The sequence below is a fragment of the Peribacillus sp. TH14 genome, from assembly GCF_016651145.1.
GTDB lineage: Bacteria > Bacillota > Bacilli > Bacillales > DSM-1321 > Peribacillus > Peribacillus butanolivorans.
Window position 1 is genome coordinate 299,666 of record NZ_JAEKEK010000002.1, and the last position, 16,341, is coordinate 316,006.

A 16,341-nucleotide genomic window follows, 5' to 3' on the forward strand; every position below is an offset into this window, starting at 1 on the left:
AATAATCTCACTAAGTATTTCTAGTATTTATCATAAAAATTTTTTATGTCAATAAATAAAAAAACAATATTATTTTTATTCTTTATTTTCACTTATTATTTACATGAAGAGTTATCACTACTTAGCAGGAGGGGTAAAAATGGAAAATACACAAAATTATGATGTAGTTGTAGTAGGGGCAGGAAACGCAGCTTTATGTGCCGCAATCTCAGCAAAAGAGGGCGGTGCTAGAGTTCTTGTATTAGAACGAGGACCAGTGGAAAAGCGTGGAGGAAACTCTTTCTTCACAGATGGAGCCATACGTGTTGCATACAATAATTTAGACGCAATCAGAAAAGTAATACCTGAATTAACAGACGTAGAAGCCGAGTTAATTGTTATGCCTGAATACGCTGAATCTGATTATTTAGATGATCTAATGCGAGTAACAGGTGGACAAAGTAATCCTGAATTAGCAAAACAGCTAGTTACTAAATCGTATGAAACAATTGCGTGGATGCGTGATCAGGGAATAAAATTTGAATTGAATTATGAAAATCAATCTTTCGTACAAGATGGCAAGCGCAATTTCTGGGGAGGACTGCCTATCAAAACGGAAGATAAAGGCGTTGGCTTAATGAGACAGCTCTTTGCGCGGACAGAAGAAATTGGCATCGACGTTTGGTACGATTCACGTGCTGTGGAGCTTGTATCAGAGAATAACACAATATCGGGTGTCGTTGTTGAGAAGGATCATACAATGGTAACAGTTCAGACATCCGGTGTGATTTTGGCTTGTGGCGGCTTTGAAGCCAATAAGAAAATGAGAAGTGAAAATATTGGTGAAGAATGGGAAGCGGCGATTGTTCGTGGAACCGAGTTCAACACAGGAGACGGCATCTCCATGGCTATGGCAGTCGGGGCTCAAAAATTTGGGCAGTGGTCTGGATGTCATTCGATTGGGACAGATTATAACGCGCCAAAAGTAGGAGACTTCACGAAGCCGGGAGATATTTTTAAAAAGCATTCTTATCCGTACAGCGTCATGCTTAATAATGAAGGGAAACGTTTTGTTGATGAAGGAGCAGATTTGCGAAATTACACCTATGCCAAATACGGCCGTGAGGTATTAAAACAGCCTGGACATGTGGCATATCAAATTTATGATGCACAGGTACGCCCGATGCTGCGTAAAGAATATGACCTTGAAGAAGCGACTATTTATAAAGCAGATACACTTGAAGAGTTGGCTAGTTTCCTGCCGGTCAATCAAACACAATTCCTTAAAACGATCGAAGAATATAACAGTGCCGTACAAGATGGCGAGTATAGACCCGCAGAGAAAGATGGCAAAGGAACGAAAGGAATTACCCCTCCTAAATCCAACTGGGCACTTCGAATTGAGCAAGGGCCATTCTATGCTTTCCCTGTAACGTGCGGAATCACCTTCTCGTTCGGTGGTTTGCATGTAGATGCTACGGGTCATGTGTTAAACAAAGAAGAACAACCGATAAAAGGTCTCTTTGCGGCTGGTGAAATGATTGGGGGGATTTTTTATGAAAACTATCCTGGTGGATCCGGGTTAATGTCTGGAGCAGTCTTTGGAAAATTAGCTGGTTCATCCGCAGCCCACTATTTTCAAGAAAAGGTTGAAGCGATCAATAATCATTGAGTCTTTTCCTTGCATAGTTAATTAGATAAGAATGTGTCCAAAAATTCTAGGGATACATTAAATAGAAGAATAAAAAACAGCCAAGGCTTAAAAAAGTTCTTGGCTGTTTGGTACTTCAAATATTAAAAGTCTTTATGCATTGACTAAAACTCATATCATATAGGGATATGAGTTTTAGTCAACCTTAGTAACAGTTTATCTATTGCAGTTTTTTCAGATGTAGTGATTGTATAGCTTTAGGCGTCCTGATAGCCTGACAATATGATTTTTCCTCTATTATAGCTATTCGATTTTAGCACCAGCTGAATAGATCAGCTGGGCATTATCGCGCATGAAGTCAGTGCTGACTTATCAACAGTTACCAGTTATCAATTATTTTGTATGATTATAATATATAGGTGTTCTTCCTATGCTTCGATTGATGCTAAAATTGAGCCTGTGAAAAAGGGCTGACCAGTCAATAAATAATGGCTTGGTTTGTGGATACTTTCCCTATAACAAGGATGAAAGATAACAATTAGTTTTCTTTTTGTTTGGCTGTGTTAAAGGTAAATGTTGATAATTGAAACCTCCCTGATTCCCTTATATAATTAATATAGGAACAAGTATTCGGGGAGGTTATAAGGATGGACAAGGCGTTTAGCAATTTATTAAATCACATTGATAAATTAACCCTTACAAAAAAAGAACAAGTCTATCAATGGGTAAAACGTTATGTTGATCCTTCTTCCTCTGTCGGTGGACGTTTAATCAATGAAATGAGGGAGACTCGCTTTAAAGATGGGTTTGAGTGCCTTCACTGTAATTCTGTGCTGTTCGATTCGGGAAATACAAAAATCTTGCAGGAAGACTTTTACAGACACAACAAATACCGTTTTGTTCCGCACTCGTAAAGACAACGAATGGATTACATTTGTTGATTGTATGTTCAAAGGCTATTCTCTACGAAAATCGGCTGAAATCGTAGGGGTTACTTGGGTTACGCTTTTTTATTGGAGACACAAGCTCTTGAACGCTCTTAAACAAATCGATTTTGAACAATTTGAGGGTATTGTCGAGGTCGATGAGACCTATTTCTTATACTCTCAAAAAGGTCAACGTGACATTACTGGTAGAAAACCCCGTAAACGTGGCGGCAGCTCCAAACACAGAGGAATCAGCCACGAGCAGGTTTGTGTTCTTGTTGCTAGAGATCGTACAAAAGCGACTGTTTCAAAAGTATCTTGTATGGGGCGTATTGTTAAGACGAAAGTTGAAAAAATGATTGGTTCAAAGTTGACACCCGAAAATGTACTTGTAATAGATGCTTGGAGAGCCTATAAAACGTATGCAAAAGAAAAAAGGCATTGAGCATTACAGAATTAAATCAAACGATGGTAAACACGTTATTAAGGGCTTATATCATATTCAAAACGTTAATGGTCTCCATTCCCGATTGAAACAATTCATAAACCGATTTAAAGGTGTCGCAACGAAGTACCTTGATAACTACCTAGCCTGGTTTTTGTTTGTCGATAGCCGCTGTAACGAAAACACAAAGCACAATATTAAAGATTTTCTATTATCATCATTTGTCTTTGAAATGACAGATACTTACGATAGTTTACGCTTATCAAAATTCGCTGTATAGTGCTTATTTAACAATCGTGACAGGAATTTGCAATAAGTTTGTTGAATAATTCTCCGATGAGCACTTGATCTCAAGGAGGTATGAGATATGAAGATCAATAGAATAGATCATGTGAGTATAAACGTAAATAATCTCTCAGAGGCTAAAGCGTTTTTTCTTGATTTAGGACTTGAAGTGCAAGCGGAATGGGAATTGGGTGGAGAACAGTTGGACCGAATAGTTGGGCTTAATGATGTTAAAACGGCATGTGTAGGATTGGGGATGCCAGATGGTCAGGCATGGATAGAGCTAGTCAAATTTTATACGCCATCAGATGAAAAAGATATTCAGCAACCTTTTGCAAATACGCTGGGTATCCGACATATTTGCTTTGCTGTTGAAGATATTGAAGCTATTGTTGCAAAATTGAAAAAGAAGGGCACGGAAATCTTTAGTGAAATACAGCAATATGAAGAAAGTTATAAGTTATGCTACGTTCGTGGTCCAGAGGGAATTATTTTAGAGTTGGCGGAGAAAATCAAATAAACAGACGATATGCTGACATATATATAGCAACACTTCCGCTTAACTAAACACACTGATATTTCAGACTGGACGGCTGTCTTTTATAGGGGCAGTCGTTCTTTCCCCTTGTTGGACAAACGGGGGCATTAGCTAAAAAAAAATGGGGAACCTTGACAAATGAAGGTTCCCCTAATTTATTATATAAAAAATCAACATTTAAATTTAACAGAGCCTTTTGTTTAATACTCTAGTAACCATGAAAATCTGGATTCAGTATCTATATCCTAAATTGTATAAGGGTGAATCGCTCCCCCAGGAAAATTTTCATCTATTCTCAACCCTATTTTATTATTGAATTTTGTAGGCATCGGTTAGTTGGAGATACATTAGAGTCTGAGCTCTATTGAAAACTCACTTATAAAAAACAAGGATCATTGAAGTAAACTATTTCGGAAAGAATTTTAGTGCCTTTCATATTTTTGAATAGTGCTTTCGCTTCTTTTTCTGTGTCAAATTCAAAAATTTTAATATTTCCTTTTAAAAAGACAGTGATGACCCACATTGCAAATCCTCCAAGTGATAGATAATTTTTTTTTTGCGTAATTTGCAAATCAATTCAAATCAAGCTAATTGATAGGAAAGCTCGTAATTTTTTTTCGTGTACACGTAACCCTCTAAAATGATTCTCGCTGTGCGTACCACTTTAATAGCGCGTATGTGTCCTGCCAAAAAATCAACTTTTGTTTCCATTATCCCCGCCGGGTGGGCTAATCGAAAAATTTCCTGTTTGATGTTCACCATCTCAGATAAAATCGTTTCCTGTAAGTAAGCTCCTGCAGTTGCACAGATTGCTCCTGTAATAGCAAGCGCTTGATGGGGCTTTTGCATCGACATCATTCTGATCATCAAATCCATCTCTGACGCTTTTCTTTCCGATCCGTTTAGGTCGACGTAATCCATAGGAGGAGCAATTAGAGTCATTTTAGGCACAGCAGGAGATTGGACAGTTGCTGATTTCTTATCGGAAAATTGACACATTTCAGCTGCTATCGACCGGATTTCTTCTAGTTCATTTAATTTTTCCTGTGAATATTCAGTGGGCAATTCGCTTCCGTTTAGACCAATATCCTGTGCCCTTACAAAAACAAGTGGATTAGCAACATCAATAATTGAAACTTGAATCAGTCGATCCTTCGTTTTAATCATGTCAATCGGATTTCCTGTAGGGAATAGTTTTCCTGTGACTGCTCCTTCAGCACGAGTAAATGAAAGATAGATAGGTGATCCTTTACCAGGCACGCCTGGAATTGAGCAGCTACCTTCTGTTTTCACTTGTCCATTTTCAACCTCTACTTCTGCAATAATCAATTTCTGTGTATTCGAGTTAAAAATTCTCACTGTTGTAACAGGTTCTTTTGCCGGAACTATTCCGTGCTCAATTGCGTAAGGTCCTACAGCAGATGAAATATTACCACAATTTCCTTTAAAATCAACCATTTGATTATCGATGCTGATCTGCGCAAATGTATATTCCACATCGAATTCTGGTGAATCCGATTTTTTGATAATCGCTGCTTTACTTGTCAATGAATTCCCTCCTCCAAGACCATCAATCTGTCTCCGATCCGGACTGCCCATCACGTCAAGTAAGAAACCTTCCCAGTGTGAGCGATTCGAAGGCATATCTTCAAAGTTAAGGAACACACCTTTACTTGTCCCGCCGCGCATTACAACTACTGGTACTTTCATTGTATAACCACCTTTTCTCAACCCAATATTTATAGTACTACCGGTTCCATTGGGAATATAGTATGATAAGTTCTGTAATAAGTAAAATACATATTTTTTTAATAAAAATGATAAAAAAACTTATAATCGAAAAGTGGGAGATGGTTAAGTGGACGAAAAAGATTGGATTGCGATAAGGATACTATATGAAGAAAAAAACATTAGCCGTGCCGCAGAGCGTTTATATATATCGCAGCCGGCGTTAACGTATCGGCTTAAAAATTTAGAAAAAGAATTTAGCACGAACTTATTTTTCAAAATAAAAGGAGGCATTGAGTTTACTTCCGAAGGGATACATTTAGCGGGCTATGCGGAAGAAATGGTGAAAAAGTTGCAAAAAACGAAAGATTATATGCTGAATATGAAAAATGAGGTAAGAGGAACGTTAAGGCTTGGCGTTTCCAGCAACTTTGCCCAATATAAACTACCAGAAATATTGAAAAAGTTTTCAACACAATATCCTCATGTACAATTTAATGTGAATACAGGCTGGAGTACAGAAATCATGCATCTTCTGGATTCCTCTAGTGTTCAATTAGGCATTCTTCGTGGAAACTATGAATGGTATGGAATCAAATCGCTACTGCATAAAGAAAGACTTTGTTTAATTTCTAAGAAAGAGGTAGACTTGGATAACTTGCCAGAACTTCCATTCATAAATTATAAAACCGACAGTTCTTTAAAAAACTTAATAAATGGCTGGTGGCATGATAGATTCCCGGAGCCACCATTTGTAACTATGGAAACAGATCGGCAGGAGACGTGCAAAGAGATGGTCAAAAATGATCTTGGTGTTTCTATTCTGCCGGAAATATGCCTGCAGCCTTCAGATAACTTGCATACATACGGGTTATCCTACAAAAATGGGAAGCCGGTGTTAAGAAATACATGGTTAATGTATAACCAGGATTCTTTAAAACTCTCTACTGTGAAAAACTTTATTGATTTCCTGAATAAAAATTCCAATCTTTAACGAAAAAGCACAATGAATTATTGACAATTTCATTGTGCTTTTTCGATTTCTTAATTTAATATAAAATGGATTATAAGTTTTTTTTTCGAAAAAGTACAAAAAATATGTATTTCACTTATTTAACGATATGAACTATTCTAAAAAAAGAAAACAAAGAAACAGGGAAACAGAAAATATTATATAATATTTTTTAACTATTCAAACTTTTCGTTTGACTTGTAAGCGGTTTCTTTAATAGGAGGGGATTCATATTCTTACGTTACTTGGAATTTCAATGGTCGTTGTCTTTACTTATTTAATCATGTCTAAACGGTTATCACCTGTTGCTTCTCTTGTAGTCATTCCAATTATCTTTGCATTAATTGGCGGATTTGGTCCAGAGCTCGGAGATATGATGCTCGATGGAATAAAGGTTGTCGCACCTTCAGCCGCTTTGCTATTGTTCGCTATTTTGTTTTTCGGAGTTCTGATTGACGCTGGATTATTTGATCCACTTATTAAAACTATGTTAAAAATCGTAAAAGGGGATCCGGTTAAAATAGCGATAGGAACAGCAGTAATCGCAATGACCGTTGCCTTAGATGGTGATGGTACCACGACTCATATGATTACGATTTCCGCTATGCTGCCTCTTTACTTACGACTTGGTATGAATCCACTTATTCTTGGAACTATTTCTATGTTGGCTGTCAGTATTATGAGTGGTATGACTCCTTGGGGAGGACCTGCAACAAGAGCAATAGCATCTTTAGGTCTCGATGCAAATGAATTCTTTGTCCCGATTATCCCAACACTATTCGCAGGAATTGCAGCTATTCTTTTTACCGCTTATGTACTTGGGAAAAAAGAGCGCAAAAGGATTGGCGTTGTTAATATCGAAGCTGCACCTGAAATGAAAGGAGCTCTTGCTGAAGCAGCGGTAGCTTCCGCCATACAAGACGATTTAAAGCGCCCTAAATTAATATGGGTCAATCTTTTGTTGACGCTCACGGTTATGGTCGTTCTTGTAATGGGCATAGTACCGGTACCTGTGTTGTTTCTAATCGGGTTTGTGCTTGCTTCAATCATTAATTACCCTAATCTAGAACAGCAAAAAGAGCGAATCGTGTCACATGCAGGAAACGCTATAACCGTTGTCACATTAGTATTTGCGGCTGGTATTTTCACAGGGATCTTTTCGGGTACGAAAATGGTCGACGCCATTGCAAATTCATTAGTGGCCATCATTCCTGATTCTTTAGGCTCTTTTTTACCGATGGTCGTTGCGTTCACCAGCATGCCATTTACGTTCGTTTTATCCAATGATGCTTACTACTTTGGCGTTTTGCCAATTCTTGCCGAAGCAGGAGCAGCTTATGGAGTGAGTCCTTTAGAAATTGCCAGAGCTTCCGTACTGGGCCAGCCTGTACATTTCTTAAGTCCTCTCGTGGCATCGACTCTTTTACTAGTAGGGATGGTAAAGACAGATATCGGGGAACTACAGCGGTATGCATTTAAATGGGCTCTAATTTGCTCATTAGTCCTTATCATTGTTGCTATCTTGACAGGGGCTATTATTTAAGTATAATGTTATCTAATATTTTTCGAACTTAAACAAAGTAGGGCTGTGCCAAAACTAATTATTATTAGTGGTTTTGGCTCAGCCCATTCTTTTATTTAATTCCAGAAGTCTCGCCGGTCGCTTGAGTAATGATTTTTACGATTGTTTTCGCAAGGTTCATAACCGTGTATAGACGAGTATCATTTAAAAATTGCATGGTTGGCAGCGGATCTATATAGTTGACCATTCCTGTAATATGATAGTCTCCCACTTCCGGCAATACTTTTTTTAAAGCTTTCCCTGGGACAAGAGGTCCATCCTTCAAGAAAACATAACCGACCTGGTTTTGATCCCCTAAACAAGCATCCACACTAAAAATAAGAGGCTTTTTGAATTGTTTTTTAATTTCTTTCAACGTGTCTTCTAAATTAAATGCATGAACGGGATTTTCCAAAGTGCCGTAAACACGATAAGGCACCGTGTGTTCTTTAAGCATTGTCCCCACTAAAGGGCCTAATGAATCCCCAACTGATCGGTCTGAACCAATACACAGAAAGATTACATCTTCATTTTGACATCCTGAAGATTGAATAATCTCTTTGACTTTTAATGCTAAATTCTTTATTTCTTCGCCTTTTGGTTCCACAGAATTAATCTGCTCCTTCTTCTTGTAAATTAGACTCATCTTGATTCCCCTTTATTCCATTATACGAACAAAAAAGATATCATGCATATAAAGATAAGCATATACTTAAGAATGATGGTTCTTTTTCAATTATTAGTATTTAACACTCTGAAAAAAGTAATTCTATTATTTTCTTCGCTTCTCTTATGCTTTATTATAAGAATCCTCAATATAAAAATGAAATTTAAAAGATATGAACTAACAATAAGATTCTTATGCTGTGATTCGCTCTCTGACTACATGAAATGTTTAAGTGGATGCTCCATAATATAACAAACAGTAATATATATATGTTATTATAAAGCCCTCGAATTCTATTAAATTCGAAGGCTTCTTGATTGCCAGAAATCAGTATTATGTAAACTAAAGGACCTTTGTGTATTTTCTATTCCTCCCAAGACGATCACGAACTTAAGGAGCGGGCAATTCCAACCCTTAGGCTTACCAATGTTTATTTAGATATTGATCAGGTGGAGTTTTAACGGCGTATAATGCAATGAAAGATATGATTAAATATATGGAAGAAATGAACTGCACCCCAATTGTTAGACACAAACTACAATTAGGGTGCAGTTCACTATTTGAAGTGTCTTTTTCTGTTTAACTATTGGTTTTATTATTGGTTTTATTATCGCTTACGTTTCAACAGATCATTAATATAATTTATGATAGTTGCAATTACTGTAAGATCAATGATTTTATAAAGTGTAATATGAACAATTTGTATAAATTGTAAAGAAAAATATTTATTGAATGTTTTAATTGTGTTTGAAAGCTCCTCGTCATTAATTGGTAATGAATAACTTATTGCAAAAGTTAAATAGAAACCCTTAAAGGGGGATAATTGAATGTCATAGAAAGTTGCTAATACTAAGCTATAACACAATCCAAAAAGGTAATTAGGGGCTAGTAGTAACACTACCAGAAAACCTAGTAAGATCAAAATATTTGTTTTTTGTCCCGGCTCTGAAATATTTTTTATTATTCTATAACCTAAATCAATCAAAATCAAAATGAAAAAGACAATTACAATGACTAAAAAAAGAATAATGATGTATTTCTCTATTAATTCATTACCAGTAATTTTATATAGTTCAATGCTTATTACCTTAATGCTTTTTAAACTAATCATCATAATAATAAATAATAATAAGATTCTTATGAGAAAAATAAAGACAGGGTTTTCTTGAAATTTGGGTATTTTTAAGCCAATAGTAAAAATGATAATTGAAATACCCAATAAAAAAGTTGACAAAATATAACTCTTTAAGAGTGTAACTGGTAATAGAGCATACATTATAGTAAATATAATTATAATAAACTTATGCATATATAATCCCCCTATACAATAATTTCAAAATTCTACTAAAAGATTATTATACTGTTATTTGTATAAACCTTTTATTGAAACTTTTGTTTTTAGTGCAATTGTCTTAGGGGTGAGAATGTGACTATTGCAGAAAGGAAATATCGAAAATATAAGGATGGGTGATAATGAATTCAATAAAGGATGAAGCTACAATATCCGCCGAAGTTATTTTCGAATATTAAAAAAATACCGTTATTTCTGGTCATAAATTTTGTAAATTGTTCTGAGAATAAAATACTTTTTTCGTTTTCAATAATATCGAAGGATTAATATTACCGTGTAAGGAGAATTTATAAAGTGTGAGTAATGAAAAATGATAACGTGACATCGTGTTTGATAGAATTATATAGCGTTCTTTCTTATCCCCGAACATAAAAAGAGGTTAGTTCGAGGGAGTCGAAATAACTTTTCAATAATGTGAATTATGGTAGGGCAAGGTAAGGTATTAAATAAAAAAATAAAAAATGAAAGGGAGTAGAAATAATGAATGAAATACAAAATTCCCGATACCTTGCACAAATAAAAAAAACTACGGAAGAACCAGAGAAAAAGAAAATTGCTCCTATTAAAATGCTAATAAAACAACATGGAGAGACAAGCAAAAGTTTAGCAGCCAATAAACAAAATAATCCATTGCTATATAATCAAAGCTCGGAAGAAATATAAAATCCATAGAAGAGCGAAATACAAAGATAATGATCCTATTGGAGTGGCAATAGAACAGCTAATAGAAAAACAAAGGGAGTTAATCAAACATCAAACAGCTGAGGAACAAAATAACTAAACCAAATGTTTAAGGTCGATTCTCCTACTTGGAAATCGGTTTTTTTATTTTGCTCAACAAAGGGTGTGGTGTCACAACTTTATCCGGTTTATAAATAATTTTTATAAGAAATGTAAAGGATGCACCGCTCTTACTTTAATAGAGGGGAAGCACTGCTGGATGAAATTATCAGCCAGGATACACGTTTAGTAGTAAAAGTTAAATTTATAGAAGGTGTATAGTTCTGCATACTTTGATTTGGCCTAGCAACAAGAATTAGAAGGCATAGTGTTTAAGTGTAAGGATTCTCGTTATGAGATAGGGAAACGCAGTCAATCATAGCTAATATGATGATTTACTGATAATGGGGCTAAGGAAAGGCGAATTTGGGCTTTTACTATCCTTTCAAGATGGTAAACTAGCTGGACTTATGGAGTTCATACCACTAGCTGAACGTAAAAAATTATACCGTATATAGAGCTTAGGGGAAAAGAGCCTCTAGGCTTTTTTTATTGTTAACTGAAATGAACGAAACTGTTAACTCACTAAACTTTATGGTTCAATGATGTATCATTCAGAAAAAACGACCTATATGTCCGGAAATTATTCGTTATGTAAGTAAGATTTACTTATATAAAAAGGGAATCTTATAATACAGTTCAAGGGGGTTATATCTTTAAGAAGCTCACCCTTTGAGACAGCATAAACTCCTCGATACCAAACCTTAAAAGACAAAAAAAGACCTCCTCCCAGTTTCTCTGGAAAGAGGTCTTCCTGTCATATATAAGCCGGTAAGTGAAGTGAAACCACTGTACAGCTTTAGACTCAAAAATTGAAGTGATAAGGATTATTAGCTTTGGGAGTTAGCATTTAACTTCCAGTATAGTACATTTTCATACTATCAAATCAAAAATTCACTTCTACCTACGCTTATCCAAAAGCTCGGCGGCCTTTCGAGCCTTTTCCCGTGACGTATTTATATAAAGAAGGGAAGTATCAGATGAGATGTGCCCCAATTGAGCCATAATTAAAGGTAAATCCCCATTGGTTTGCTCCGCTAGATTCGTAGCATAATTATGTCTTAATTTATGCGGAGACATCCTCTTGTCGAAGGAGTTGGTATAAACAGCATATGAAGAAGCGGCCGGTATACTGAAACCATCTGAATCCCAACGCCCAAAACGATTTGAGTATTATCATTCTAGTCAAGATATCGTTTTATTCAGAAATTCCATTCAAGCAAGGTGCCTGAAGCACGTGTTATACGGAATAAGGACAATGGATGGGGTTTTTACTTATCCCTTCTTCAAATGGTTACCATTTGAAGAAGGGATAAGGGAGTATCAGTTAAAGCCGGTCTATCCCATTCATCAATCCACTTTGGAGTATAAAGGCTATGTACAGCTAGAAATTCCGAAGGATGCCGTTGTCTTTTATCCATTCGTGGACTATTTATATGAAACATGGGGAATGGAAAACATACGATTGCGGGAACAGGATCACACGATCCTACTCTTCATTCGGGCAGGGGAAAGACCATTAACGACAAAGGGTTTCTTTGCGGCTGATATCCTGCCATTTTTAATAAAAGGAGACATCTATAATGAAGAGGGTCACCTGATTTTTCGAAGTTCTTATCGAAAAACTAGTTTGGAATTACCCATTGATCTATTAGAAAGTATAACAGAGTTAGCTGAACAAGAAGGAATCAGTATGAGTAAGTGGGTAGAGCAAAAATTCTCATCACTACTAAAGTGATTTTGATTGAGGAAAGGAGTTATTGGCTTCATTCAAAAAACTATATGTTATCGAAACTTAGATTTGTTGTAATAACTCAAAGTACGAGATGTAGATTTACGAGATATACAATAGGATATCTCGTAAAATGGTGTGCTTCTAAAAGCTTCTATATTAAAACGAATGAACCATTATCCATAAAACAAAAGTTAATTCCGCTGTAGAGCGAATCTCAGCATTTGAAAATTAGAAATATAAAGATAATCTATGCCTTAATGATGGAGTTTTGAATAATGGATTAAATTTTAACTTTCAACTTGCATGGGTAATTCCTGATATTCCATGTAATAATTGCCTACTGTATTTTTGAACAAGAAAACAAATCCATAATAAAGGCAAACGTGACTATTTAAGTAATTATTAACAAAATTTTCCGTAATATAAAATGATATTAGCATTTTTAGAGATGTTTGATTTTTAATTGGTCACATAATCAATGAATAGACTATCCTGCCTACAACATTCAATTGGGAAAACACTCTTCTCGAACTGATTCGAGTTGGCTACTATATCTGAACCTACGAAAGGAGACTTTTAATTGGTTCAGCTATTATTAGGATTTGTTGTGTGAAACAGTAAAAAGGAGTTTACTGAGTGAAAAAACATGGCTTTAGGTTTAAATTTAAACTATCCTTTTCTAGTGAAAACAAAGGTAAAATTAAGGCTAGTCTTGGACAGGAAAAAAATTTTAGTCTTAGGCTTCAACTTTGTGTTAAATGTAGAGAAATTCTTTTTGTATGTATGGGTAAAGTTGTAGTATCCGTAGCCCCTATGCTGCTGTCTAGTCATTTGATCGTCATTTTAATGGAGTCTTTTTGAAGAGTCAGAATCCCTACATTTCCCCATCCATCTTGGTTTAATGAAAAAGTTCCGACGTTTTTTGAGTTAAAAGAAACATTGTTCTCAAAATTTGCTACATAAAAAGGTGGCGAATAAATTAGGATTCTTACCCGCTAAGAAATTAAATTACTATTACCATGGTGTGAATTCTGTTTCTGCTTTTTATGATTTGTTTCAATATTTTGACGGGAACTTCGTACAGTTAAAGAACGAAAACGATATGATCGTAATTCGATATATAGACAGAAAAGGTTTGTATAAAGTAGGAGAAATGCTTATGGATCATAGAAATAATATAAATTTCATATCTATGTACAAAAAGAACAAGAAATACCCGCTGCTTAAATTTCCTGTCAAAAAGAACGACAAATGGAAAGTTGAGTACGGTTCGACTCGTCAAGTAGTAGAAACGAATGCAAGTATCAATGGTCTTAAGAATGTTATTGTTGTGAAAGAGTGGTATTCTGATGAATTTGGAACTACTTACTATTATTACCACAAGGATTACGGCGAACTTGGAAGGACCTTTAAAACAGGTAAAGTCAAAACAACGCCTGCTATCGATCAAATACTGTACAACATTAAATAACAATAAATCTAATGGGTGAGCAAACCATGTTTGCTTGCTTTTTTGATACTTGGTTTTGCCAATATAAAAATTTCGTGTTAATAAACAAGAGTTGTTTCTTATTTAAACACAATTGAAATTATGTTCAAAAATATATAAAGCGTTTTCATTTATCAGAAAATTACTTATAATCTAAATATGAAATTAATTTTAACGAGTGAACATAATTTCTCAGAAGGGAGGATGAAATGTACTCAAATGAAGAAATGATTGTAATAGCAAAGATGTATTATGAGATGAATCTTACACAGAAGGAAATAGCAGAAAAACTAAACTATTCAAGACCAACAATAAGCCGGATTATTGATGCGGCGTTTAAAGCGGGGATTATTGATGTCAAAATAAATTACTCACTCAATTCAGTTCAGGAGTTAGCAAATAAGATAAAGGAAAAGTATAAATTAAAAAAAGTGTTCGTTTTACCGGTTTATGTAGATGATGTCCCACTCATTCAAAATGATATAGGCAAAGCGGTTGCAGGATATTTATATGACATCTGTGAGAGTCACTCGATTTTAGGTGTTTCTTGGGGGACATCCATGAGTTACGTTATTCCTCATTTAAAGGAAAAAAAATTACCCTTTATGAAAATAGTTCAATTAAATGGGGGAATAGCTAAGAGTAACTTTTCCACAGGATCAGGGGCGCTGCTTGAAAAGTTTTCAGAGGCGTTTTCAGCCGACCATTATCTTTTACCCGTTCCATCCATTGTGGATAATTCGATTATAGCTAATTCAATTATGACAGATTCTAGTATTGAACAAGTTTTAAATCTCGGTAAAAAAAGTAATATTGCGGTATTTGGAATCGGGAATGTGTCATATGAATCAGTTCTCTATAAAGGTGGGTATTTTAAAGGAGATTCGTACGAAACATTAATGAATCAAAAAGCAGTAGGCGATATTTGTTCAAGATATTTCTCGTTGGCGGGGGAAATAGTCGATAAAGACTTGAACAAACGAACCATTGGGCTAGAGTTAGAAGAATTACGAAATAAAGAGTTTTCAATCGCTTTAGCTGCAGGCAAGGCAAAAGCCGGTAGTGTAAAAGGAGCTTTAAATGGAGGGTATGTAAACGTACTTTTCATAGATGAAGAATTAGCAAAAGAAATAGTTTAATTTAAATGGGGGAAAAATCATGAAAGCAGTCAAATTGTACGAGCCAGGCAATTTACAGGTAGAAGAAGTAGAATTACCGTCAATCTCGGAAACAGAAGTATTAATTAAAGTGAAGGCAATCGGAATTTGTGGATCAGATATTCCTAGAGCACTAACAAAAGGTGCTTACTATAAAGGGTTAACACTAGGTCATGAATTTTCAGGACAGATTGTAGAATGTGGATCAGATGCTTCGGAATGGTCCGTCGGAGATCGTGTAACTATTGCTCCGTTAGAACCTTGTATGGAGTGCGTTTATTGTAAACAAGGAAAATTTGGTTTATGTGACACATACAACTATTACGGTTCAAGAACAGATGGTGCAATGGCGAACTACATTAAAGTAGGAAAAGCTAATATCCTGAAGCTTGAAGATACTATATCGTACGATGCAGGAGCAATGGTTGATCCGGCTGCAAATGCAGTTCATGGACTTTGGAGAGGAAACCTAAAAAAAGGTGATACAGCTGTAGTTATGGGACTTGGAGCGATTGGAATGTTTGCCGTGCAATTTGCACGTGAAATGGGTGCAAAAGAAGTTATTGCTGTTGATATTTTCGAGGAGAAACTTGAAATTGCTAAAAAGCTAGGAGCAGATCGGGTAGTCAACTCGAAAAAGAAAAATATAGTGCAGGTATTAATGGATACTCACGTGGACTTTGTTATTGATACATCAGGTTCTCCGATTGCACAAGATCAAGCGGTCTTGATTACTGGGAAAATGGGACGTGTTGTATTTCTTGGAATCTCTAATCAGCCATTAACCCTATCTGCTAAAACAGTTGATCGTCTATTACGATATGAAATTGGTATTCACGGCTCTTGGAATTCTTTTTCCGATCCCTTCCCTGGTAAGGAATGGTCATATGTGATTGAGAGTATGGCACAAGGGAAGATCAAAACCGAAGAAATTGTGTCCCATCGTTTTGATTTAGACGAAACACCAGCCGTGTTTAAAAAAATAAAAAACAAAGAAATTGTTTTTAATAAAATTTTGCTTTACCCCGGAGAATAAT

The 16,341-nt window shown here is 35.6% G+C and carries 14 protein-coding genes and 1 pseudogene; 10 read left to right on the plus strand and 5 right to left on the minus strand.

Features of this window, described 5'->3' with window-relative positions:
* The first annotated feature begins 139 nt into the window (after positions 1-139).
* From tcuA to JFU50_RS29405, 3 genes and pseudogenes are all read left to right on the plus strand, one after another.
* A complete protein-coding gene (gene tcuA / locus JFU50_RS29395) occupies positions 140-1,651 on the plus strand; it encodes an FAD-dependent tricarballylate dehydrogenase TcuA (protein ID WP_242485222.1) in 1,512 nt (503 codons plus the stop codon).
* A 626-nt stretch (positions 1,652-2,277) separates the two neighbouring features.
* Positions 2,278-3,281, plus strand: a pseudogene (locus tag JFU50_RS29400) (IS1595 family transposase).
* 87 nt (positions 3,282-3,368) lie between these two features.
* Entirely contained in the window at positions 3,369-3,806 is a 438-nt protein-coding gene (locus JFU50_RS29405) for a VOC family protein (RefSeq protein ID WP_201225507.1), read from the plus strand.
* A gap of 394 nt (positions 3,807-4,200) precedes the next feature.
* On the opposite strand, the gene JFU50_RS29410 is transcribed toward JFU50_RS29405, so the two are convergent.
* Both JFU50_RS29410 and JFU50_RS29415 read right to left on the minus strand, forming a co-directional pair.
* Entirely contained in the window at positions 4,201-4,347 is a 147-nt protein-coding gene (locus JFU50_RS29410) for a hypothetical protein (protein WP_201225509.1), read from the minus strand.
* 59 nt (positions 4,348-4,406) lie between these two features.
* Positions 4,407-5,534: a 2-methylaconitate cis-trans isomerase PrpF family protein gene (locus JFU50_RS29415; RefSeq protein ID WP_201225511.1), complete on the minus strand. Its 1,128-nt coding sequence runs from the start codon at positions 5,532-5,534 to the stop codon at positions 4,407-4,409.
* A 148-nt stretch (positions 5,535-5,682) separates the two neighbouring features.
* Between JFU50_RS29415 and JFU50_RS29420 the strand changes: the two genes are divergently transcribed.
* Positions 5,683-6,546, plus strand: a complete 864-nt coding sequence (locus tag JFU50_RS29420) for a LysR family transcriptional regulator (protein ID WP_201225513.1) — start codon at positions 5,683-5,685, stop codon at positions 6,544-6,546.
* Positions 6,547-6,796: 250 nt separating this feature from the next.
* On the plus strand, positions 6,797-8,107 hold the full coding sequence (locus JFU50_RS29425) for a CitMHS family transporter (protein ID WP_201225641.1): 1,311 nt from the start codon (positions 6,797-6,799) through the stop codon (positions 8,105-8,107).
* Between the two features lie 91 nt (positions 8,108-8,198).
* On the opposite strand, the gene yyaC is transcribed toward JFU50_RS29425, so the two are convergent.
* Both yyaC and JFU50_RS29435 read right to left on the minus strand, forming a co-directional pair.
* Entirely contained in the window at positions 8,199-8,771 is a 573-nt protein-coding gene (gene yyaC, locus JFU50_RS29430; RefSeq protein ID WP_201225515.1) for a spore protease YyaC, read from the minus strand.
* 628 nt (positions 8,772-9,399) lie between these two features.
* The gene (locus JFU50_RS29435) at positions 9,400-10,101 is read right to left on the minus strand and encodes a hypothetical protein (protein ID WP_201225517.1); all 702 of its coding nucleotides are present in this window, start codon (positions 10,099-10,101) and stop codon (positions 9,400-9,402) included.
* A gap of 522 nt (positions 10,102-10,623) precedes the next feature.
* Here JFU50_RS29435 and JFU50_RS29440 point away from each other — a divergent pair.
* A complete protein-coding gene (locus JFU50_RS29440; protein WP_201225519.1) occupies positions 10,624-10,806 on the plus strand; it encodes a hypothetical protein in 183 nt (60 codons plus the stop codon).
* Between the two features lie 1,017 nt (positions 10,807-11,823).
* On the opposite strand, the gene JFU50_RS29445 is transcribed toward JFU50_RS29440, so the two are convergent.
* Complete coding sequence (locus JFU50_RS29445; protein WP_313889464.1) at positions 11,824-12,054, minus strand: tyrosine-type recombinase/integrase; 231 nt, start codon at positions 12,052-12,054, stop codon at positions 11,824-11,826.
* A gap of 106 nt (positions 12,055-12,160) precedes the next feature.
* Here JFU50_RS29445 and JFU50_RS29450 point away from each other — a divergent pair, with 106 nt between their 5' ends.
* The 4 genes from JFU50_RS29450 to JFU50_RS29465 all read left to right on the plus strand — a co-directional run bounded on the left by JFU50_RS29450 (position 12,161) and on the right by JFU50_RS29465 (position 16,340).
* A complete protein-coding gene (locus JFU50_RS29450; RefSeq protein ID WP_201225521.1) occupies positions 12,161-12,661 on the plus strand; it encodes a hypothetical protein in 501 nt (166 codons plus the stop codon).
* A gap of 964 nt (positions 12,662-13,625) precedes the next feature.
* A complete protein-coding gene (locus JFU50_RS29455; RefSeq protein ID WP_201225523.1) occupies positions 13,626-14,129 on the plus strand; it encodes a hypothetical protein in 504 nt (167 codons plus the stop codon).
* A 227-nt stretch (positions 14,130-14,356) separates the two neighbouring features.
* Complete coding sequence (locus JFU50_RS29460) at positions 14,357-15,286, plus strand: sugar-binding transcriptional regulator (RefSeq protein ID WP_201225525.1); 930 nt, start codon at positions 14,357-14,359, stop codon at positions 15,284-15,286.
* A 19-nt stretch (positions 15,287-15,305) separates the two neighbouring features.
* Positions 15,306-16,340, plus strand: a complete 1,035-nt coding sequence (locus JFU50_RS29465; protein WP_201183935.1) for a galactitol-1-phosphate 5-dehydrogenase — start codon at positions 15,306-15,308, stop codon at positions 16,338-16,340.
* Position 16,341: the final 1 nt, after the last annotated feature.